The organism is Streptomyces hirsutus, assembly GCF_001418415.1.
In the GTDB taxonomy this organism is placed as follows: domain Bacteria; phylum Actinomycetota; class Actinomycetes; order Streptomycetales; family Streptomycetaceae; genus Streptomyces; species Streptomyces hirsutus.
In genome coordinates this window covers 1-19438 of record NZ_LIQT01000290.1, presented here as the reverse complement: position 1 = coordinate 19438, position 19438 = coordinate 1, and the positions used below count along the sequence as shown (strand labels likewise).

Below are 19438 nucleotides of genomic sequence, written 5' to 3'. Positions count from 1 at the left end.
GCGGGCGACCGCCGAGACCGGGACGCCGTAGTCGTCGGGGGCCGGATCGTTGACCCCGGCGGCCTCGGCAACCTGCAGGATCCAGGGAACGTCGATGTGCAGGTCCATCAGGCCGCGTGTGCTCCCCGAGCCGTCTGACGGGAGTTTTCCGCTTCGTCGAAGACCGTCTGATGTTCGGCCAGGAAGCGGGCGGCGGCGTCCACTGCGCGCGCCCGCAGGCCGCTGGCGTCGTCCTGCACCAGCCGGGCCAAGTAGTCCCCGATGCTCAGCCCCAGGTCAGCGGCGCGTTTCTTCGCGAGTTCCGCAACGTCCTCGTCCACGCGCGCGCCCAGTTGTGTCTTCGCCATACCAGCATGGTAACAGCCGTTACCGGCTGGGGGGAGTCTCGCTGAACCGGTCGCGGACCTGGGCCGCCCCCAGGGGCGAGACGGTGCCGGTCGCCGACCGACATGGCCTCCCGCAGCCCCTCGGAGGAGCGGCGCCTGGCTCCCGCCCAGTCCTCGGCGACCGGGCGGGGCCACTGGGCCCGCCCGCCGACGGTCGACCGAGGCGGCGGCACGCCGTTCTCGCCCCGGGAGATGTAGCCCCGCAGCGTGGAGGCCGTGATGCCGCCCAGCGCGGCCATCCCGGGCACGCCGAGCAGCCGATCCCTAACGAGTTCGGGACTGGCCAGGTCGACGACGCACCTGTCCAGTGGCAGGGGATCGTCCTGCTTCTGGTGGTGCTGCGCCCACCGGGTCAGGTCATCGAGCCAGTTGTCCGGCGCCGCTATGGACGGATCGAAGGTGGCCGTCTTGTGCAGGTGCGCGCGCTCCGGGTGGGCGCGGCCGTCGAGCATGTCGTCGGCGTGGACGGAGGCCGTGGCACGTGCCGTGTGGCGGGCGTAGTCCTCGGTGACCGGGTCCCAGATTTGGTTGGGCCGGTACCGAGACGCGCCGTCCCACCAGTAGCCGCCGGCCCGAAATACCCGGTGCGGCCCGGCAGCTGCGCAGACATCACCCACACCCGCCAACTGCGGCTGGTCAAACCCCTGGACAGCCGGCCAGCAGTTGAGGTCCTCGCGGATACCAGCTACCAAGGGCTTGGGTACTCAGACCGGCGGGCGCCGCCGAAATACGCGGAACGCAGACCGAACACGGACGGCTCGTCCAGGCGCCGCCGCGTGCCGACCAGCACTGAACATGAACCCTACGCAGCGCAGATGACACGACCTGATCACCACGGCCCTCGCTCTCGCTCAGGCCCTCCAGCAGGCTGGCGGCACCGTCACCATTCACGACCCGCAGGCCGTGGCAACGGCCGTGATCCGCAACCCCGAGTTCGACTACACCGACGACCTGCCCGCCTCCCTTGACGGCGCCGATCTCGTCGTCCTGGCCACCGAGTGGCCCGAGTACGGTCAGGCTGACCCCGGGGTCCTCGTGGGTCGCCCGGCCGCTCCCCTGCTCGTCGACTGCCGCACCACCCTGGACCCTGAGCCCTGGCGCACGGCGGGCTGGACCGTCCAGCAGCTCGGCCGACCCGGGAAGTAGCTTCAGTCCCCCGAGTGGTGGGGTCCTGCAAGACGTCATCGAACCCCTGGAAGGTTGCGGAGGTCTCGCGCTGTGGAAGACGACGTCGTTCTCCGTCGTGCGGGCCCCGCCGACGCGCTCCCCGCGGCCGATGTGTGGCTGCGTTCCTTTACCGCCGTGCTGCCATCGGTGCCTTGTGCCCACGATGATGCCGAGGTACGAGACTGGTTCTCACGCGTGCTGGTGCCGCAGTACGAGACCTGGGTGGCGGTCACCAAGAACAGAGTGGTGGGGCTCTTGGTGCTCAACGGCGCAGAGCTGAAGCAGTTCTACCTCGATCCAGCATGGCGCGGGCAAGGGCTGGGCGATCGGTTCATGTCCCTGGCGAAGCAGCGGCAGCCAGACGGGTTGACGCTGTGAACTTTCCAGGTCAACGAATCGGCGCAGCGGTTCTACGAACGGCACGGCTTTATCGCGATCGAGCGAACGGACGGACTGAGTAACGACGAGCGAGAGCCAGACGTCCGCTATGTCTGGCAGCCTCAGAAGTAGCACCGCGTCAGGGAGGATTTCGTACGGGCCGCCGTCCTCGACGCTGCCACGGACCCGTTCCTCGCCGCCCGCAACCAAGCTGACCGGATTCAGCACGACTACGCCGCCTGACCCATTTGCAACAGGACTGTCCGCGTTCGGCCCTCGTCGGGCAACATCCCGGCTGATCACCTCCCCGAGAAGCTGCCGCCGTGAACACGCTCCTTGAAGCTCTCGCAGGTCAAGCGGAAACGCTCGTCAACGGCGTCGTGGCCCTCGCCGGCGGTCTGGTGGTCTGGCGCTTGACGAACTGGTCACGTGACCGAGCCGATCGCCAGACCGAACTGGCCACAACCCTCGAGCGGGCAGAAAACCTGATCGTCGCCGTCGCCGATGTCCGGACCTCCGTCGACATCAACCACCGTCTGTGGAAACGCCCATTGGAGCAAGCCCGGTTCCTCGCGCTGATCGCCTTCGCCGTAACCGGGGCAGGCGTCCACATGCGGGTTAGGGGTGGATCCGCGCGGGAGATCTTCGCCGCTACCGTCGGCGCGGCCGCGCGGCTTGGACTCCGTGAAATCCGCGCCAACAAAACCGCCCTGCCGCACTGCGCGAGCCCATCAGGCGAGTCCATGCAGCGGCAGCCCCCTTCCTGCGCCACCCCGATGAGCGCGTTGTCGAGACGACGAACGAACTGCTTGCGGCCGTGGGCGACATCGAGAACACCGCCCGGATCGAGGCCCCGCTCAAACGCCTCCAGTGAGCATCGGCTGACCGTCACCGATCACCAGGCCCGCCAACCGGCAGGTCGGCGGGCCCACAACGCGGCTTCGTCCGCGAGTTCGACCGCGCTGGGCTCAGTCCCAGCAGTGCCTGTCGCGTTGGGGCTCAGCGCCGTCGAGCACGAGCTCAAGCGAACGGCGTGACCGGGGACCGCAGGCCGAGCCACTGCTCGGCGTCCCATGCCTGGAACCGCTCCGCCTCGGTGAACCCCAGCTTTGCGGCGAGGCGCATCGAGCCGACGTTGGCGGTCTGGGTGGTGAGCACCACCGGCTCGCCGGGAAGGACGCCGTCGAACCAGTCGAGTGCCGCCGCGCACGCCTCGGCGGCGTACCCAAATCCCCACGCCCGCGGCAGGAACAGGTAGCCGAGATCGGCCTTCCCCGCGGCAGCCGGGCGACGGTGCTCCGTTGCTCTTCTGAGCAGGATCTGGCCGATCATCGACCCGTCGAGATCCACGACGAAACTCCCGGGCCACCGCTCGGGTACCCCGGGCATCTCGCGTTCAAGCTCGTCACGCGGCCGGGGGCCGCCAAGGTAGGTGTGCACCTCTGGCGACGCCAGCAGCTCGATGAACGCCGCACGGTCCCGGGCCTCGGGCTCACGGAGCACAAGCCGCTCGGTCTTGATCGGGGCAGGTGGCCAGGCGACGGATCCAAGTTCAGTCATGCCGACCAACTAATCAGCAGGCTCGGCAGCGATCAAGGTGACCGATCAACCCAACGGCCCGGGCCCCACACTCACCAACGGCGCCGTGCAGGCCCGATCCGGTCCTTCCGCCACTCACCGGCATGGCCAAAACCTACATTTTGATGATCAAAAGCCACTCTCCGCTCCCCATCTTCCCCAGGCAGTTCAAAAAGCAAGCAAGTGGGGCGAGGAGCGGAGCTGGGGATTTTCAAGGCTCTGTCCGCAGTTCCGTGAATCCCCAGGTCAGCATTGGGAACGGGGGATCGTTTCGGCAGGGTGTTTCCTGCCGTGGCGAGCAAGACGGTCGAGGCTGTGCTGTTTCCCGGGATCGATGTGCGGGTGGAGGGGATGAGCGACTCCTCCGACGTCCTGGTGGGGGAGGCGGTGTCGACGAGCTCTGCTGGCCTCCGCCCGCGACCACCGCCCCAACGGCGTCCTGGAGCCGTTCAAGGCATACCTAAACGCCCGCTTCACCGAGGCGCAAGGCCAGGTCAGCGGCACCTGGCTGTTCCTGAAGATCCATGAACGCGGCTACCGGGGCAGCCGCCAGGTCGTCCGCAAACACCTCGCCGCCCTTCGTGCGGGCACCGCCGAACCGGTCCGGGCCGACATCCCCAGCCCCCGCAAAATCACCTCCTGGATCATGCGACCCCGCGAGACTTTCACCGAGAGCCAGGAGCAGCGGCTGCTTCAGGTCCGGCTCGCCTGTCCGGACATCACCCGGGCCTGCGACCTCGCCCGCGCCTTCGCCGACCTGGTCCGTCATCGGCGTGGATACTTGCTGCTGGAGTGGATCCGGCAGGCCTAGCAGAACGCCCCGAAGCCGGTGCAGGGCTTCGCCGGCTTCCTCCGCCAGGACCTCGACGCCGTCACCGCCGGCCTCACCCTGCCGTGGAGTTCCGGCGTCGTCGAGGGACACGTGAACCGGGTAAAAAACGCTCAAGAGAGCGATGTATGGCCGGGCCTCGTTCGCACTCCTTCGGACCCGCGTCCTCACCCGGCCATGAGTCCCGGGGTCAGGAGAAGGCACCAGGCGACAGCACAGCATGTACGAAATCAGCCGGCGGCAAGTAGCTGTGGGCTTCGACATAGTGAGCAACCAGCTCAGGAGCAGCGTAGGCGACGCCGTTCCCCATGACACGTATCTCTGAACTGCCCCGTGGACTGTCGTCCCGTGGTCCGAGCAGTCTCGAGGCGCACCAAGGGCAGAAGTGACAGCCGCGCGTCTGCTGGGCCCGATGCGTCTGAGTCATGCGCTGCAGCGCGTCTACCAATCCCGTAGGTGGTTCCCCTTTTGAGTAGGTCTTACTGCGGCTGAGCCAGCCCACGTTCAGCAGCGGGACACCTCGCCAGCAGCCTGATGCTTCTGGATCCCCATTGTCCCTGTCGTACGTGTACGGAGTCAGGTCTGCGTAGTAGGTCATGAGATTGACTATCAACCAGAGTCGATCGAATCGCACGTGCCGGGACCCGACCACGCCACAACGCGCTCGAGGATCACGGAACTGCGGACAGAGCCCCCCACAGGGCTGTCAGAAAGCCGAACTGACAGCGCAGACCGAGGGCTCCAAGAGCCAGCCATCCGGCGCGGAAACACTGACGAGTCGACCCACACCTGCGTCTCACGTCGGCGGAGTGCGAAGCAGAGGAGCGCCGTGCCAACCAATACGACGCCCCCACAACCTGGCCCCATACAGCCAGCACTGTGAAACCGGCCGCTGCAGCCGTCAAACGGACGGCCCACCAGTTCCACGCCGTCGCCTCGGCTGCCTCCCGTTGTTTCCGCCGGAGTTCACCAAGAGTCGACCATGCCCTGCTGGCGTTCACGAGCTCTCGTGCGGATGCCGCCCGGACCTGCTGCTCGTTCTCCGGAAACAGCATCCGCAACTGCACCAGGCCGGCGTCCACCCCGTCGCGTCTGCCCAGCAGCCGGGCCGTATTGGGGTCTGACAGACCGGCCCTGACCCCGTGCCGGTACACCTCATGCAAGTCAGCGACAACGAAGTCCTGCACGAATGCCCAGCGCTCTTTCCATTTGGCTGGCCACGGCACCATCACAACTCCCCCTGGCAACAAGACCGGGAATCGTAATGCCCTGCACCGACACTGACGGTCTCCCCTGACCGCCTGACTGATCGTTTCAGAATGAGGTTCGGAGTCGCCTCAAACAGATGATGCTGCAAGCGAGTTGAAGCAGGCCGAGGTGGAGGTCGGCGTGTATCTCGTAGCGGATCCGAAGCCGCTTGAACTGGTGGAGCCAGGCGGAGGTCCGCTCGACGACCCAGCGGGTTCTGCCCGGGCCGGAGCCGTGGGCGGTGCCTTTACGGGAGATCTTCGGTGTGATGCCGCGGGCCCGGAGAAGGCGGCGGTACCTGGCTTGGTCGTAACCTCGGTCGGCGAACAGGCGCTTGGGCCGGTGACGTGGCCGTCCGCGGACCCCGCGGATGCGGGGTATCGCGTCCAGCAAGGGCATCAACTGCGTGACGTCGTGACGGTTTCCGCTGGTCAGCGAGACGGTCAAGGGGGTGCCGTGCCGGTCGACGATCAGGTAATGCCTGCACGACGGGAGCTGGCCTGCGACGCCCGGGCCGACCGGGTCATCGGCCGAGGTCAATTCTCCGACGGAATGCGGACAGCGATGGCCTTTGCCAGTCGGTCCGCATCCCGCGACATCGATCCACCCTCCTGCGAAGCGGTCACCAGCAGGCGCAACACGTCGTAAGCCTCCTCCGACGTCAGCAGCGCCAGGCGCTCCGCCGTCTCCATCGGCGCGGAGAGGATCTCGTCCAGGTCGATGTGCTCGTAGTCGTCCATGACCGGGCAACATACCCGGGTCCGCCACGGTCACGCGGAACCGGAGAGACGTCAGCCCCGTCCAGCGGGCGCGAGACAGGGCTGACCGGAAGAGATGCGGTGGTGAAGGGCGGTCGCCTACGCGGCGAAAGGCTCTGCAGGGCTTCAGCCGAACGATCGTCCCTGTGAGCGGAAGGAGTGAGGCCCGGGGACACTGTTCCCTCCACAACCACGCTCATCCCCACACGGACAGCCGCGTCGGCATTCCCGGCCCGCCTGGAGCGGGTGCGGCCCGCTCGCGACGGCGTCCAGGATAGGCAGGCGATCACGCCTGGTCCGGCCACGTCCTCACTACGGCGCCGGTCTCTTCGTCGACGAGGGTCGAACCTGCGAACGAATCAGGTCCAACGCGTCTGCTGTTGCTGCGCTTCTTGGAGCGCATGCAGCTGCGTGACCTGGAGCGCACCCGGCGGTGGGTCGCCGACGAGGAACGCCGGGAAACCGAACCCCGGCGTGGCGTCGACGCCCGGCCGGACCCGCCGGACCGGCTCCTCGAGCACGGGATCAACGGGCACAGTCCGCCCGTCTACGTGACTGGACGGCCGTCACCCCGCCCGGTACACCCACGGCGGCTTCATCGCTCCTACCCACCGCGCAAGCCCCCTTTCGGGTGCGTAATACTCTCTACATGAAGCTGAGCATTACGCCCACGCCTGGCGCGAACGCCGTACGACAGGCCCTCGCTCGGGACGCCAAGCGGCTCACGCGGCTCGTGCGCGGCTCACGCGCCTACGAGGGCCCGTACGCGGCGATGGTCGCGGGCTACCGCGTCGGTCCCGACTACATCGAGGCCCACCGGGTCTTCGTGGCCGTCGACACCGATGATCCCGCGGGCGGGGTGCTCGGTTTCTATTCGCTGGTCCTCGCGCCGCCGGAGCTGGACCTGCTCTTCGTCGCCGACGGATCGCAGCGCCGCGGCATCGGGCGGCTGCTCGTCGAACACATGAAGTCCGAGGCGCGCGCGGCGGGGCTGGACCGTGTCCGCGTCGTGTCGCATCCTCCGGCCGAGGGGTTCTACCGCAGCGTGGGCGCGCTGCTCACCGGGACCGTCTCCGCGAACCCGCCCGCGGTGGCGTGGGACCGGCCCGAGCTGGAGTTTTTGATCCCGTAACCGCCGACCGGGCCCACTTGCCGCGGGGCGCGCCCGTTTTCGCCGCCAGTCCGCCGGGGCACAACGGGTTTTCGGGGTTCTTCCGGCCTTGTCTCCGCTGCGGGTGGATCCCGGGGGTAACCGCTCGGCACGACTGTTTACGGGTTACACGCCTCGCACGAGCAGATCCCGCCCTCGGACCTGCTCGCCACCGTGGTGCACGCGGAACAGGCTGGATTCACCGCCGCCATGTGCTCGGACCACTTCTCGCCGTGGAGCGTCCGTCAAGGGGAGTCCGGATTCGCCTGGTCGTGGCTCGGCTCTGCCCTCCAGGCCACCGGCCATCTGCCGTTCGGCGTGGTGAACGCCCCCGGCCGGCGTTATCACCCGACGATGCCCCAGCTCACGATCTGTGTGGCGCAGAGGGCGGGCAGGGCGGCGCGGGGCCGCGACCGGTCCCCCGATCCGGTCGCGACTCCGCTGGTGAGCGCGTTGGTCATGTGGAATCAGCAGCAGCTACCGGCTGTGGTGGCCTCCTTCACCTGCGCGGAGCTGGCGCAGCAGGCGCTCTGTGGTGGTGACGCCGACGCTGGGGCGTCGGCCTTCACGACGTACACCTCCCAGCGTTCGCTACCGGGGCCCTGGACCCAGACCTTGTCCTGGAGGGCGTAGCAGCAGGTGGTGTCGTTCTCCTCCCGGGTGGCGAGGCCCGCGTCGGCGAGACGGGCAGTGGCGTCCTGGACCTTGTCGGTGGTGGCTACCTCGACGCCGAGGTGGTCCATGCGGGTGTCCTCGCCCGGCTCGCCCTGGAAGAGGACGAGCTTGAGCGGAGGTTCGGCGATGGCGAAGTTGGCGTAGCCATCGCGGAGTTTGGCGGGCTCGGCATCGAACAGCTTGCTGTAGAAGGTGATCGCCGCCTGGAGATCGGGGACGCGGAGGGCGAGTTGCACGCGGGACATGACATGCCTCCTACTGGGTGGATAGGGGTTCGGGTCAGCCGCAGCAGCCGCCCGCCGGAGCCTCTTCGGCGTCTGCACCTACTGCTGCAGACGCACCGAGCTGGACGAGCCGCGGCTCAGGTGCTGGGGCACAGCAGCCGCCGTCTCCGCCCTGCTCGTTCTCGGCCGCGTCGAAGAGGCCGGCGCCGCCGCAGACTCCGGTGTCGGGGAGGGTGAGTTCGACGCGGTCGGCGGCGTCGAGGTCTCCGGCGATCGCGGCGGCGACGGAGCGGACCTGCTCGTGGCCCGTCATGGCCAGGAACGTCGGGGCGCGGCCGTAGGACTTCATGCCGACGAGGTAGACGCCCTGTTCGGGGTGGGACAGCTCGCGGTGGCCGTGCGGGTAGACGGTGCCGCAGGAGTGCTGGTTGGGGTCGATCAGCGGGGCGAGTGCCACCGGGGCCTGGAGCCGCTCGTCCAGTCCGAGCCGCAGCTCGGACAGGAACGACAGGTCGGGGCGGAAACCGGTCAGCACGATCACTTCGTCCACGGCGTCGAGCCGCCGGCCGTCCTCCGCCACGAGAACGAGACGCCCGTCGCCGTCCCGCTCGACCGCTTCGGTACGGAAGCCGGTGACCGCGTCGGCGTGACCGGCCTCGACGGCGGCCTTCGCGGCGAGGCCGAGCGCGCCGCGGGCCGGCAGTTCGTCTGCCTCGCCGCCGCCGAAGGTGGAGCCGGAGATGCCCCGGCGCAGGATCCACAGGGCCTTCGTGTCCGTGCCGTCGTCGGCCTTGGCCAGGTCGGAGAGGTAGGCAAGAGCGGTGAAAGCGGAGGCGCCGGAGCCGATCACGGCGGTGCGCCTGCCCGCGTAGCGGGCGCGGACAGCGGGGTCCTTCAAGTCCGGGACGCGGTAGGTGATCCGGTCGGCCGCCGCCTTCTCGCCGAGGGCGGGCAGGCCGCTGCCACCGGCCGGGGAGGGGGAGGTCCAGGCGCCGGAGGCGTCGATCACCGCGCGGGCGAGAATCCTCTCCTCGCGGCCGTCGGCGCAGGTGACGTGCACGACGAAGGGCTGGGTCTCGCGGTCGGCGTCGACGAGCCGGTCACGGCCGGCCCGGGAGACGCCGGTGACCGTGGCGCCGGTGCGGACACGGTCACCGAGGACGTCGGCGAGCGGCTGGAGGTACTGGTCCGCCCAGTCCCCGCCGGACGGGTACGTCGCCGGGTCGAGCCCGGTCCAGCCGGTCGGGGCGAGGAGCTTCTCGGCGGCCTGGTCGACGACTTCGCCCCAGGTGGAGAACAGGCGCATGTGGCTCCACTCGCGGACGGCCGCGCCGGCGGTGTCGCCCGCTTCCAGCACGAGGGGCTCGATGTCGCGCTCGACGAGGTGGGCGGCGGCGGCAAGCCCGACGGGGCCGGCTCCGATGACGACGACGGGGAGCTGCTGGATGCTCATGAGGCTCGGTCTCCTTGAGGGGCGACGGGGTCAGCGCGCGTAGGTGAAAGCGATCAGCGTCTGCTGTCGGCGTTCAGCCGCCCGGGTGGCGCTGTCGCCGACCTGGGCGCAGCTGTCGCAGAAGCTGACGCCGATCAGGTGGCGGGCGGCGCGGCGGGCGCGGGCCGTGGTGAGCACGGCACGGAGGGCGGTGGTCACGACGACTCCTTACTTCGATACCTGTCGATACATTGGAGCTTGCCACCCGCATCGACGAGTGTCAACATAGACGCATGTCGAAGTCAGAGGTTGTGGAGCTGCCCGTCCTCCAGGAGGACGGTGCGGTGCCGTGCTGCCCGCCGATCACCGCCGGGGAGCTGTCCCCGGCGGACGCGGAGAAGATGGCCGCCATGTTCAAGGCGCTGTCGGACCCGGTGCGCCTGCGCCTGTTCTCCAAGATCGCCTCCCACCCGGGAGGAGAGGCGTGCGTGTGCGACATCGCCGACGTCGGCGTCTCCCAGCCGACCGTCTCCCACCACCTGAAGAAGCTGCGCGAGACCGGCCTGCTGACCTCGGAGCGGCGCGGTACCTGGGTCTACTACCAGGTCGCCCCGTCCGTGGTGGCGGCCATGTCCGCCCTGCTCGACCTGCGCAGCTGACCACCGTCGCCGAGGCGGCGGCGGTCGGTCACCGCAGTCGGGCGGGCAGCAGCGCAGCAAGTACTCCTTGAGCGCGTCCAGGCGGCCCGCCATGGTGGTGCCGTCGGCGCGGTAGAAGACCTGTTTACCCTCTTTGCGGGAGAGGACCAGGCCGCCATGGCGCAACAGACTCAGGTGCTCGGACGCGGTCGACGGCTTGAGACCGCACCGTTCGGCGATCTGCCCGACGGTCAGCTCGCCGCCGCCCGCGAACTGCCGCATGACCAGCTGGCGCGTCTCGCTCGCCAGGGCCTTGAGGAAGTCGGCCGTCGCCGGGTCGACCGCCTCGTCCACACCACCGCTCGCCGGTATCGCTTCACGGCTCATATTTCGTCGCTTCCTGAAACAACGACGTTTGGAGGAGAAGGGTCTCATGGAGCACCACGCCGACCTCATCGGCGCCGGCCAGTCAGGCTTGGCCACCGCCGCTCTCACGCCGACCGCAGCGGCGACGGTCGCTCGGTCTCTCTTCTCGTCGTAGCGGGGGCACAGGCTCGACGCAGTACGCGCCAGACGATCTCGCGCGCGTCTCGTCTGCACTACCGTGGATTCATGACGGCGCCGCTGGACGTGCTGGTAGTGGGAGCGGGGCCGACCGGCCTTGCCCTCGCCGCGCAACTGCGCTCGTACGGAGCGCGGTTCAGGATCGTCGATCGTTCCCTCGACCGGGTGCGGGAGTCGCGGGCGCTTGCCATCCAGCCCCGCACCCTGGAGGCGTTGGCGGGCTTCGGGGTGACGGACGAGTTGGTGGCCCGGGGCAACCCGGCGATGCGGCTGCGGCTCCACCTGCCCCGCCGCGTGGTGGCGCTGCGCTTGTTCGACATCGGGCTGACCGACACTGCGTACCCGTTCCTGTTGTTCCTCTCGCAGGCCGAGACGGAGCGCGTCCTCTCCGAGCATCTGGCCGCGCGGGACGTGACGATCGAGCGCGGCACCGAACTGGTCCGGCTGGAGGCGGCGGACTCGTTCGTCGACTGCCGGCTGCGCCACGACGACGGCTCGCAGGAGGCTGTGGAGGCGCGCTACGTCGTGGGCTGCGACGGCGCCCACAGCACCGTGCGCAGCCAGAGCGGCATCGGATTCGAGGGATATGCCTACCCGCAGACGTTCCTGCTCGCCGACCTGGAGGTCGACGGGCTGGAGCCGGACTCCGTGCATTCGTACATGAGCGGGGCGGGGATGGTGTTCTTCTTCCCGCTCGGCTCGCCGGCCGGCTGGCGCATGCTCGCGATGCGCCCGCCCGACGCCCCGGAGGCCGAGGTGAACCTGCCGTTGTTGCAGGAGATCACCGGCCGCTGCACCGGCGAGCGGCTGACGCTGCGGGATCCCGTCTGGATGACCGACTTCCGTCTCCACAACCGTGGCGCCGACCGCTACCGCTTGGGCCCCTGCTTCCTCGCGGGCGATGCGGCCCATATCCACAGCCCGGCCGGCGCGCAGGGCATGAACACCGGCATCCAGGACGCGCTCAACCTCGGCTGGAAGCTCGCCCTCACCTGCCGGGGCGTGGCGCCCGAGGAACTGCTGGCAACGTATGAGGCCGAGCGGGCGCCCGTCGGCCACAGCGTGCTGCGCTTCACCGACCGCGCCTTCACCATCGCCACCAGCAGCAACCCCGTCATCCGCGTCGGCCGTACCCAACTCGCCCCGCGTCTGGCGCCGCTGGCGCTACGCGCGGCCAAGATCCGCGGGCGGCTCTTTCGAACCGTCTCCGAACTGGGCATCCACTACCGGCGCAGCCCCGCCTCCACGACCGGCTCACGACCGCCCAGGAGCGGGCCGAGAGCCGGGGACCGGCTGCCCGACCTGCCCCGTGGGCTGCAGGCACGCACGGCGGCACCGGGCTGGCACCTGCTGCTGTCCGGGCCACCATCCCTCTGGCCGGACGAACGGCTCTCCCCGGCCCTGGAAGGACGGATCGGCCTGCTCTCCGTGCACCGGCTCGGCGGACAGAGCCCGTGGCCGGGCGTCGCGCAGGGACTCGTCCGCCCCGACGGCTACCTGGGCTATGTCGCACGGGGCGCCGACCTGAACGGCCTGCGGACCTACCTGGACCACTGGCTGCCGGTCGGCCGCCGTTGATTCCACCCGCCGCGATGCGGCCGGTGGAATCAACGGCGGCCTCTCCGACCGTAGATCCTGCACCTGAGTACCGATTGCACGTCCGGGTACGGCCGGCTACGAGCGACCGGCGTTCTCCGTGCACACGAGCAGCACCTCGGACACCGGCTTCAGCGGACGAAGGACCGGCCCCTGCAGGACCCGGTCCTTCACCTGTGCGGCTGAAAGCCCAGCCGAGGCGGTCGGCCAGCTCGCGTCCAGTCCGGCCTTCGGCTCCGGGCCGACGAGGGTGCGGGCGACCTCGTCGCCGACGTAGATGTTCATCGGCGGGATGGACATCACACCGTACTTCGCGGCAGTCCCCGGATCTCGTCGATGTTCAGCTTGACGATCTCGATCTTGTCGCCGTGCTCGGCGGCGATCGCCTTCAGGAAGGGCGAGCTGCCGGCCGGGACCGCACCAGGGCGCCCAGAAGTCGACAAGCACGGGCTTGCCGCTCTTCAGGACGTCCTGGTTGGCTATGTTCACGAGAATGGACAGCAGATGTTCGCCACTTCGGGATGCGCCACAGCACACCGAAGATTCGAACACCAGGTGAGCCGCCGGCCGCCGTCAGAGACGGCGGCCGGCACTCGCCCACGTCCCGTTGACGCTCCACGACGGTGACAGGTGCCGTTCCCACGAGGGCGAGAAAACACGTTGGCCGGCTGCCGCCGAGCTGCGACGATGCAGCTGTTTCCCATACGGAGGGGGCCTTTGTTCGTTTTCGTCTGCGCGAGGTGCGATGCCGAGCTGACCGTCCCTTTGTCCCAGGTCTCCCTTCCGGCCCACGCCCGTCAGAAATACGGGAATGGGATCCAGCTTCCGGTGCTCATGGAGTCAGGGACGTTTGCCGTGGACCCGGATCCCTGGGGAGGACCGTGGCGGATGTGGGACGAGATCGATCCGGGCGAGGCGGAGGCACGCGGCATCTACGCGCCGGTCTACGCCCTGTCCGACAGCGCGCCCGGGGCGATTGTCATCGCGCCCGGTGATATCCGTAGAACCCGGCTGATCCCCGAGAAGCGCGGCGGTGCCTGCTGTGGCCTCGACGGGGCCGACGGACCCAACATGGTCTGCGAAGCGTGCGACCTGCCAGTGGCGACCAGGGTCGACGACTGCTCTCTCTCTGGCAGGCAGTGCGGCTCAGCTCGGACGCCGTGCACCGTGTCCTCGTTGACGGTGTCCACGCTGCGCCGCTCTCCTGGGCGGAGCTGGCGGAGAAGGGAGAGAGCACGCCCCCGTTCGAGCCGATTGCCACATGGGGAGGACGGTTTGGATCGGGCCACTACTGGTCGTGGAGTCCGCAGTGGGAGGCGGCAGCCGGCCAGGCGCTCGCCCACCTACTGGCGGCCTCCCAAGGGCAGCCGGTGAAGGTCTCCAATGATCTGACCGCGGACATGTTTCAACGCGCGCTCGATGCCCTGCTGCCCGCAGGCCCGCCAACGCGGCACGCCGTCCTGGCTGGACCGGGACGGCCCTCCCCCGACGCGGGCGTCGACATCTTCCTCGTACCGGTCCATCCCCAGACGGGTCAGACCTGGACCCCCGCCGGCCCGGCTGCATCCGCATACCCGGTGCCCCTGCCGCTGGGGGTGTGGCTGTGGCTGGTCTCTCCCCAGCCGTACTTGCCGGTTCCCGCGTCGGGCGGCATACCCCAGGACGTCCTCCGCGACGACCCGCTCCCGCCGCGCCCCCATTACCTGTTCCGGGCCGACCGGGGAACGTTCCAGCACACCTTGGTCCGGCTACCAGCCGTTCGCAGCCCGTGGATGCGCACGATCCTCGAGAACCTCACGCAGGACAGGTTGGCCGACCTCTTCTAGCCGTCTGGCAATCGAACAGCACCAGACTCTCGTGCCTCCCGAAGTGGTCAACATCTGCTGTCCATTCTCGTGGACAAAGCCACATCGCGGAGATCACCGGCTTGGACCCGGGCCCACTTCCGGCCGCCGACCGGCTGCCTCCACGAGTGCGCACCGAGAAGCGGTGGATGCCATGGGAGAGGTTCGAGGACATCATCGTGCAACCACGACTGCCGCCTCGGCGCAGGCAGGCCACACGCGTTGCCCATGCGACCACAGTGACTCAAGTGACAAAACGGGAGAAGAGGCCAGACAGGCGATGGTGATCGTCTGGCTCGTGGTCGTACACGCGGCCGCGCAGCAGCTACTCGTCGTCGCCGTTCATCCGTCCAGCGTTCCAGCCGCCACCGACAACATGGGCTTGCTCAAGGTTGTCTTGGGCTTGCCCGCGGCGCCGATGGCAGGGCTTGCCCGGGTGCAGGTGCAGAAGCGGGAGAGCCAGCCGCCGGCCTTCTGATCCGCCTGCTCAGCCAGCTCGGCTTCCTGCTCCTGGCGGAGGCGCTCCTGCTCCTGGCGCTCGCGTTCGTCGGCTTGGGCCTGCTGCTCGGCTGCGACGGCCCGGCTCTGGCAGTCGTCGCACAGATACGGGTGCGACTCCCGAGGCCGGCCCCAGCCCTGCGAGTCCACCGCCGCCCATCGGTCGTCGGTGAACTTCCGACCGTAGTCGGCGCCTGCGGGTCGCCTCGCCTCCCGTGCCGCGGCTTGCCACTCCGCCCGGCGCTGTTCCTCTTCCCCGTGGGCTTCGGCACGGCGGGCGAGGTAGGCGTCCCGGCGGGGGCTGCCGATCGTGTCCAGCAGCGGCTTGCGGTGGTCACGGCCGAAGCGCCAGAAAGCGGGCCCGGCCGGGCCCGCTCGCGCAGCAGATCCAGGGTGGTCGCCACGATCGGGATGCGGCCGTCGTAGGGGTGGAAGCCGCCCTCTCTGGGCCACCGGCCCTGCCGGTCGTGGCGGCGGGTGAGGTCGGCGACCCTCTGCTTCTGGCTCTTGGTGAAGCGCTTGCCGACCTGGTGGAAGACGAGCAGGACCGGCGGGTGCACCCGCTCGTACTGCTCCGGGTCGGGTGCGAACCAGCGGGTGCGCCACAGCGGCTTCTCGATGCCGTCGGTGTCCTTCTCCTTCCGCTTGAAGAAGCGGGCGTACTTGTCGAACTTCGCAGCGATCAGGACGGCTCCCTCGGTGCAGTTGCCGACCTCGATGAACAGCAGCGGCACCCCGTCCTGCGGCCCGGCTCATCTCGTCGGCTGAAGCGACGGAGGCATTGTCGCCCTGCTCGTCGCCATCGCCGCCCCGATCTCGTTCGCAAGGTCGGGGTCATGGGGGCGAACCTCTGCCCGTGGCACGTGGAAGCAAGGTCGAGCCCCTGCCCGCCGACGCGCGAGGCAGAGGCCCGGCCGTGGCAGGCGGCCGAGGGGATACCGCTACGGGGCCATCTCGTAGGCGCCGGACAGTGCCTCGACGCGCTCCCATACGCGGGCGAAGCGGACCTCGTCGACGACCGGGCGGCGGACGGCACCGAGAGCCCAGTCCTGCTGCCGCTCCGTGGCGGAGTCCTTGCCGTGGAGCTCGACGGCGTAGCCCGAGAAGTCGCGGACGAGGATGGCGAACAGCTCGTCGAGCACGTCCTCGTCGAGGCCGGTGAGCCGGGCTTGTTCAAGGATCAACTGACCATGTACCACGAGGGCGAACAACTGGCCGACAGCAAGCAGGAGGTCCAAGTCGCGGCTCTGCCGTTCGTCGGGGGCGGAGGTGGTGACGAAGTCGCACAGGGCGTCGGCCTGCTCGCGGAACCGGGCCACGTTGGGCACCGCGGCGTACGCGTCAAAAGCGGCGCGCCAGTCGTGGAACCGGATGGAGCCAAGCCCTCGGGCCGGGCCCTGCCGGAAGAGGAAGGTGTCGTCGGCCGCGTCGAGGCGGGTGGGCACCTCGGGGTGGTCGACCGGGTCGAGCAGGTGGTTGCGCATGAACTTGAGGATCAGTGCGAGGTTGACGTGCACCGTGCCCTCGAGCTTCGGCAGACCCCGGATCTCGATCGCGGCCTGGGCGAAGTAGTTGTCCTTCTCAAAGCCCTTGGCCGCGATGACGTCCCACATCAGGTCGATGACCTTCTCGCCTTCGGTGGTGACCTTCATCTTGGTCATCGGGTTGAACAGCAGATAGCGGCGGTCGTCCGGGCCGGCGGAGCGGAAGTAGTCGACGGCGCGGTCGCTGAACAGCTTCATGCCGACGAGGCGCACATAGGCGTCGACCAGTTCGCGCCGCACGTGCGGGAAGGCCGTGACGGGGCGACCGTACAGGATGCGGTTGTGGGCGTGGGTCACGGCCTCGTACATGGCGTGCTCGCAGATGCCGATCGAGGCGGTGCACAGGTTGAACTTGCCGACGTTCACGGTATTGAGGGCAGCGTCGAAGGCGGCGCGACCGGTGTGCAGGACGTCTTCGGGCGCCACCGGGTAGTCCGTGAGACGGAACTCGCTGACGTACTTGGAGGAGTCGACGACGTTCTTGACCAGGTGGTACGCCGGGTGGCGGCTGTCAGCCGCGAAGAAGACGTAGCCGTCGGGGCCCTCGACGTCTGTCCGGCGGCCGAACACGGAAACGAGCCCGGCGGCGTTGCCGTTGCCGATGTAGTACTTGGAGCCGGTCGCCCGGAAGCCACCGCTGCCGTCGGATTCCAGCAGCATGTCCGTGGAGTAGATGTCGGCGCCGTGGCTCTTCTCGGAGAGACCGAACGCGAACACCTCGCCCTGGGACAGGAGTTCGGCCGTCCGGGCGCGGGCGGCGGCGTTGTCGCTCTGCCAGACCGGGCCGAGGCCGAGAATGGTGACCTGCCAGGCGTACCAATAGTCGAGGCCGTAGAACCCGAAGATCTCGTTGAGGGCGGCGATACGGGCGGTGTCCCAACGCTGGTCCGGCCGGTCGCCGTCGGCGGCTGGAGTGAGGAAGGTGGCGAACAGACCCTCCTTGGCGGCGAAGGCCAGAAAGTCCTCCAGCCAGACGCGCGAGCGGTAGTCCTCGATCAGCCTGCGCTTGCCGCGGGTCTCGAACCAGTCCACCGTGGCCCGCAGCAGCCTGCGGGTCTCGGGGTCGAAGTGCGCCGGGTCGTACGTGCGCGGGTTGAACAGCAGCTGGTCGGCCATGAGGTACGCCTTCCGGAGATCGAGTCGGGGTGCGTCGCGGGGATGTGGCTCACTGCGACCCGGGGAGCCGGGTCGGGGGGATGGCGGCCCGCGTCGGGGCGGGCGCGTGAGGTCAGGTGGTGCCGGTCCGTTCGGCGCGGAGCCGGTGGAGGGTGTCGAGGACGTCGTCGAGCCAGGCGATAGTCATGCGCTCGAAGGCGATGCCTCCGCGCAGGACGACGTGCTGGAGTTCCCGGCCGGTGTCCAGCGGCCGGGGGGCTTCGGGCCCGGTGAAGTCCCGTTGCTCTCCGGTGAGGTAGCGCGTGAGCCGGTCACTGTGCGCCTTGCGGTGACGCTCGACCTCGGAGATCAGTGCCGCCGGGTCGTCGAAGGCGGCGCCCCGGATCTTCACGGCGAGCTCGTGCCGGATGCTCTCCGGTTCGACGGGCTGGTGCAGCCATGCGGAGAGCGCCGCGCGACCGGGCGCCGCGACGGAGTACTCCTTCTTGTCCGGCCGGCCCTGCTGCGGCACTTCACGGACGTCCAGGAGGCCGTCGCCCTCCATGCGCCCGAGCACGCGGTAGATCTGCTGGTGGGTCGCGGTCCAGAAGTACCCGATCGATCTTTCGAACCGGCGAGCGAGTTCGTAACCCGAGCCCGGCTTCTCCATCAGCGAGACGAGGATCGCGTGTTCGAGCGCCATGCCCTGATCCTCATATGCAATTAGTTGCATATACAAGCCACCGCATCCGGATGAGACGCGGGTCACCCCCGTTCCCCGGCGGCGGCACTTCCATGGCGAACGCGACCTCGGTGGCTGTGTGCGAGCGCCGGCGGAGGTGCGGGGCGCGACCGGCTGTCCGGTGCGATCCTCCGCAAAGCTTTGCGACGTGACCGCGATTCCCCGACCGACACCGCGTCGCGGAACCGGCCGTTCCACCGTCGGCAATCGGGGTAGAGGAGACGCCGTCCGGACAGGACCACCGCCCATGGGGAACCGACCATGACAGACGACGCCTACCTCGTCCTGCCGCACGGCCCGGCCGGGGAGTTCGGGGTGCCGCCCGCAGCCGTCGGGGAACTGGCCTGTAGGGAGACCCCGGCAGTGCGGGCATGGTTGGACGCGCAGGGTGTGACCTATGCCGTTCGGATATTCGTCTCTGCTGGTCAAACCACGTATCCGTATTCGCTGATCAGGCCGCCGAGAACGCGGCTGCGCAGGAGTCGCGTGGTGCTCAGGCCGGTGACCGGTGCGGGCCGCCGTTCGGCGAACGGTGGCAGTCGCCCGCGGGCCTGACGTGGGCGATGCCCGTTGTGGTGCCGGGCGTACTCGTCGAGCACGCGCCGGGCACGGGTCTCATTCCGGATCAGCAGATGGTCGAGGGCCTCGCGCCACAGGGTCCCGATGACCCGTTCACCGTGCGCGTTCATCCGCGGGGATCGCGGCGCGGTCCTGACGACCTCGATGGTCTCGGACTCGAAGACCGTGCTGAAGGAGTCGGCGTACTTGCCGTCCCGGTCCCGGACCAAGAAGCACAGGGACTCGAGGCGCACGCCCGGATCGACGGCGAGGTTGCGGGCCTGCCGCACCGTCCACTGCGCGGTTGGGTGAACGGTGACACCGGCGAGGTGCAGGCGGCGTGTGCCGTGCTCGAGGAAGACCACCACGTAGACCCGGCGGAGATCCACCAGGCCGACGCGCAGGACGATGGCGGAGACCCGACTGAGCGGGTGACGCGGACATGCTTGGCGACTCGGCTCGCGCGTAGCCGCACCTGGCCGCAGACTATGACTCTGGGTGTGCGCTTGGTTACACCCGTGAGTGCGAGGGCGG

General features: G+C 69.0%; 22 protein-coding genes and 7 pseudogenes. 12 read left to right on the top strand and 17 right to left on the bottom strand.

Translation table 11 applies throughout. The features are described from left to right. From AOK11_RS45220 to AOK11_RS42965, 3 genes and pseudogenes are all read right to left on the bottom strand, one after another. A pseudogene (locus AOK11_RS45220) lies at positions 1-108 on the bottom strand (fic family toxin-antitoxin system, toxin component); the annotation flags it as partial. Further along, positions 108-347 carry a hypothetical protein gene (locus tag AOK11_RS21670; protein WP_055595389.1) on the bottom strand — a complete coding sequence of 80 codons (240 nt, stop codon included), beginning with the start codon at positions 345-347 and terminating at the stop codon, positions 108-110. The pseudogene AOK11_RS45220 and the gene AOK11_RS21670, both read right to left, overlap by 1 nt. After that, positions 266-1078 (bottom strand): hypothetical protein, encoded by an 813-nt coding sequence (locus AOK11_RS42965; RefSeq protein ID WP_157869417.1) that lies wholly within the window; start codon positions 1076-1078, stop codon positions 266-268. The genes AOK11_RS21670 and AOK11_RS42965 overlap by 82 nt, the downstream gene beginning before the upstream one ends. Positions 1079-1211: 133 nt before the next feature. Here AOK11_RS42965 and AOK11_RS21660 point away from each other — a divergent pair, with 133 nt between their 5' ends. The 3 genes and pseudogenes from AOK11_RS21660 to AOK11_RS42960 all read left to right on the top strand — a co-directional run bounded on the left by AOK11_RS21660 (position 1212) and on the right by AOK11_RS42960 (position 2968). Further along, the gene (locus tag AOK11_RS21660; RefSeq protein WP_338058937.1) at positions 1212-1532 is read left to right on the top strand and encodes a UDP binding domain-containing protein; all 321 of its coding nucleotides are present in this window, start codon (positions 1212-1214) and stop codon (positions 1530-1532) included. 72 nt (positions 1533-1604) lie between these two features. After that, positions 1605-2063 (top strand): annotated as a pseudogene (locus AOK11_RS21655) (GNAT family N-acetyltransferase). Between the two features lie 191 nt (positions 2064-2254). Then, positions 2255-2968, top strand: coding sequence for a hypothetical protein (locus AOK11_RS42960; protein WP_157869416.1), 714 nt, complete (start codon positions 2255-2257; stop codon positions 2966-2968). On the opposite strand, the gene AOK11_RS21650 is transcribed toward AOK11_RS42960, so the two are convergent. From AOK11_RS21650 to AOK11_RS42955, 6 genes and pseudogenes are all read right to left on the bottom strand, one after another. Next, a complete protein-coding gene (locus AOK11_RS21650) occupies positions 2952-3491 on the bottom strand; it encodes a GNAT family N-acetyltransferase (protein WP_055595387.1) in 540 nt (179 codons plus the stop codon). The genes AOK11_RS42960 and AOK11_RS21650 overlap by 17 nt on opposite strands. A 478-nt stretch (positions 3492-3969) precedes the next feature. Further along, positions 3970-4431 carry a hypothetical protein gene (locus AOK11_RS21645; RefSeq protein WP_157869415.1) on the bottom strand — a complete coding sequence of 154 codons (462 nt, stop codon included), beginning with the start codon at positions 4429-4431 and terminating at the stop codon, positions 3970-3972. A 97-nt stretch (positions 4432-4528) separates the two neighbouring features. Further along, positions 4529-4936 carry a DUF7919 family protein gene (locus AOK11_RS47010; protein ID WP_470630290.1) on the bottom strand — a complete coding sequence of 136 codons (408 nt, stop codon included), beginning with the start codon at positions 4934-4936 and terminating at the stop codon, positions 4529-4531. A 716-nt stretch (positions 4937-5652) separates the two neighbouring features. Further along, positions 5653-6111: pseudogene (locus AOK11_RS21640) on the bottom strand (IS5 family transposase); the annotation flags it as partial. A gap of 11 nt (positions 6112-6122) precedes the next feature. After that, positions 6123-6326 (bottom strand): DUF6417 family protein, encoded by a 204-nt coding sequence (locus AOK11_RS21635; protein WP_055595385.1) that lies wholly within the window; start codon positions 6324-6326, stop codon positions 6123-6125. 377 nt (positions 6327-6703) lie between these two features. Beyond that, positions 6704-6880 carry a hypothetical protein gene (locus tag AOK11_RS42955; RefSeq protein WP_157869414.1) on the bottom strand — a complete coding sequence of 59 codons (177 nt, stop codon included), beginning with the start codon at positions 6878-6880 and terminating at the stop codon, positions 6704-6706. A gap of 113 nt (positions 6881-6993) precedes the next feature. Here AOK11_RS42955 and AOK11_RS21630 point away from each other — a divergent pair, with 113 nt between their 5' ends. Both AOK11_RS21630 and AOK11_RS45210 read left to right on the top strand, forming a co-directional pair. Beyond that, on the top strand, positions 6994-7476 hold the full coding sequence (locus tag AOK11_RS21630; RefSeq protein ID WP_079035000.1) for a GNAT family N-acetyltransferase: 483 nt from the start codon (positions 6994-6996) through the stop codon (positions 7474-7476). A gap of 192 nt (positions 7477-7668) precedes the next feature. Then, positions 7669-7788 (top strand): annotated as a pseudogene (locus AOK11_RS45210) (LLM class F420-dependent oxidoreductase); the annotation flags it as partial. A 173-nt stretch (positions 7789-7961) separates the two neighbouring features. On the opposite strand, the gene AOK11_RS21625 reads toward AOK11_RS45210, so the two are convergent. Genes AOK11_RS21625 through AOK11_RS43515 form a run of 3 tightly spaced genes read right to left on the bottom strand, consistent with a single transcriptional unit; the run spans position 7962 to position 10044 of the window. Further along, positions 7962-8414, bottom strand: a complete 453-nt coding sequence (locus AOK11_RS21625; protein ID WP_055595383.1) for an ArsI/CadI family heavy metal resistance metalloenzyme — start codon at positions 8412-8414, stop codon at positions 7962-7964. Positions 8415-8448: 34 nt separating this feature from the next. Further along, positions 8449-9846, bottom strand: coding sequence for an NAD(P)-binding domain-containing protein (locus AOK11_RS21620; RefSeq protein WP_055595382.1), 1398 nt, complete (start codon positions 9844-9846; stop codon positions 8449-8451). A 30-nt stretch (positions 9847-9876) separates the two neighbouring features. Further along, complete coding sequence (locus AOK11_RS43515) at positions 9877-10044, bottom strand: hypothetical protein (protein ID WP_167353821.1); 168 nt, start codon at positions 10042-10044, stop codon at positions 9877-9879. Between the two features lie 74 nt (positions 10045-10118). On the opposite strand from AOK11_RS43515, the gene AOK11_RS21615 reads away from it, so the two are divergent. Further along, positions 10119-10484 (top strand): ArsR/SmtB family transcription factor, encoded by a 366-nt coding sequence (locus AOK11_RS21615; protein ID WP_055595381.1) that lies wholly within the window; start codon positions 10119-10121, stop codon positions 10482-10484. Positions 10485-10637: 153 nt separating this feature from the next. Here the strand turns inward: AOK11_RS21615 and AOK11_RS45205 are convergent. After that, a pseudogene (locus AOK11_RS45205) lies at positions 10638-10745 on the bottom strand (helix-turn-helix domain-containing protein); the annotation flags it as partial. On the opposite strand from AOK11_RS45205, the gene AOK11_RS42950 reads away from it, so the two are divergent. After that, positions 10744-11004 carry a hypothetical protein gene (locus tag AOK11_RS42950; protein WP_157869413.1) on the top strand — a complete coding sequence of 87 codons (261 nt, stop codon included), beginning with the start codon at positions 10744-10746 and terminating at the stop codon, positions 11002-11004. The pseudogene AOK11_RS45205 and the gene AOK11_RS42950 overlap by 2 nt on opposite strands. A gap of 71 nt (positions 11005-11075) precedes the next feature. Next, positions 11076-12605, top strand: a complete 1530-nt coding sequence (locus AOK11_RS21610) for an FAD-dependent monooxygenase (RefSeq protein WP_055595380.1) — start codon at positions 11076-11078, stop codon at positions 12603-12605. A gap of 96 nt (positions 12606-12701) precedes the next feature. Here AOK11_RS21610 and AOK11_RS40350 read toward each other — a convergent pair whose 3' ends face one another. After that, positions 12702-13070 (bottom strand): thioredoxin domain-containing protein, encoded by a 369-nt coding sequence (locus AOK11_RS40350; protein WP_240497436.1) that lies wholly within the window; start codon positions 13068-13070, stop codon positions 12702-12704. A gap of 270 nt (positions 13071-13340) precedes the next feature. On the opposite strand from AOK11_RS40350, the pseudogene AOK11_RS21600 reads away from it, so the two are divergent. The 3 genes and pseudogenes from AOK11_RS21600 (at position 13341) to AOK11_RS42940 (ending at position 15733) form a co-directional block, all read left to right on the top strand. Continuing rightward, positions 13341-14449: pseudogene (locus tag AOK11_RS21600) on the top strand (hypothetical protein). Positions 14450-14747: 298 nt separating this feature from the next. After that, complete coding sequence (locus AOK11_RS42945; RefSeq protein WP_079034998.1) at positions 14748-14945, top strand: hypothetical protein; 198 nt, start codon at positions 14748-14750, stop codon at positions 14943-14945. A gap of 527 nt (positions 14946-15472) precedes the next feature. Continuing rightward, a complete protein-coding gene (locus AOK11_RS42940; protein ID WP_157869411.1) occupies positions 15473-15733 on the top strand; it encodes a hypothetical protein in 261 nt (86 codons plus the stop codon). 173 nt (positions 15734-15906) lie between these two features. Here AOK11_RS42940 and AOK11_RS21590 read toward each other — a convergent pair whose 3' ends face one another. Next, positions 15907-17625: an acyl-CoA dehydrogenase family protein gene (locus AOK11_RS21590; RefSeq protein WP_055595379.1), complete on the bottom strand. Its 1719-nt coding sequence runs from the start codon at positions 17623-17625 to the stop codon at positions 15907-15909. Positions 17626-17737: 112 nt separating this feature from the next. Continuing rightward, positions 17738-18307 (bottom strand): PadR family transcriptional regulator, encoded by a 570-nt coding sequence (locus AOK11_RS21585; protein ID WP_055595378.1) that lies wholly within the window; start codon positions 18305-18307, stop codon positions 17738-17740. A 300-nt stretch (positions 18308-18607) separates the two neighbouring features. Between AOK11_RS21585 and AOK11_RS45200 the strand changes: the two are divergent. Then, a pseudogene (locus AOK11_RS45200) lies at positions 18608-18748 on the top strand (DUF6003 family protein); the annotation flags it as partial. A 23-nt stretch (positions 18749-18771) separates the two neighbouring features. Here AOK11_RS45200 and AOK11_RS21580 read toward each other — a convergent pair. Next, entirely contained in the window at positions 18772-19293 is a 522-nt protein-coding gene (locus AOK11_RS21580; RefSeq protein WP_055595377.1) for an integrase core domain-containing protein, read from the bottom strand. Positions 19294-19438 lie beyond the last annotated feature (145 nt).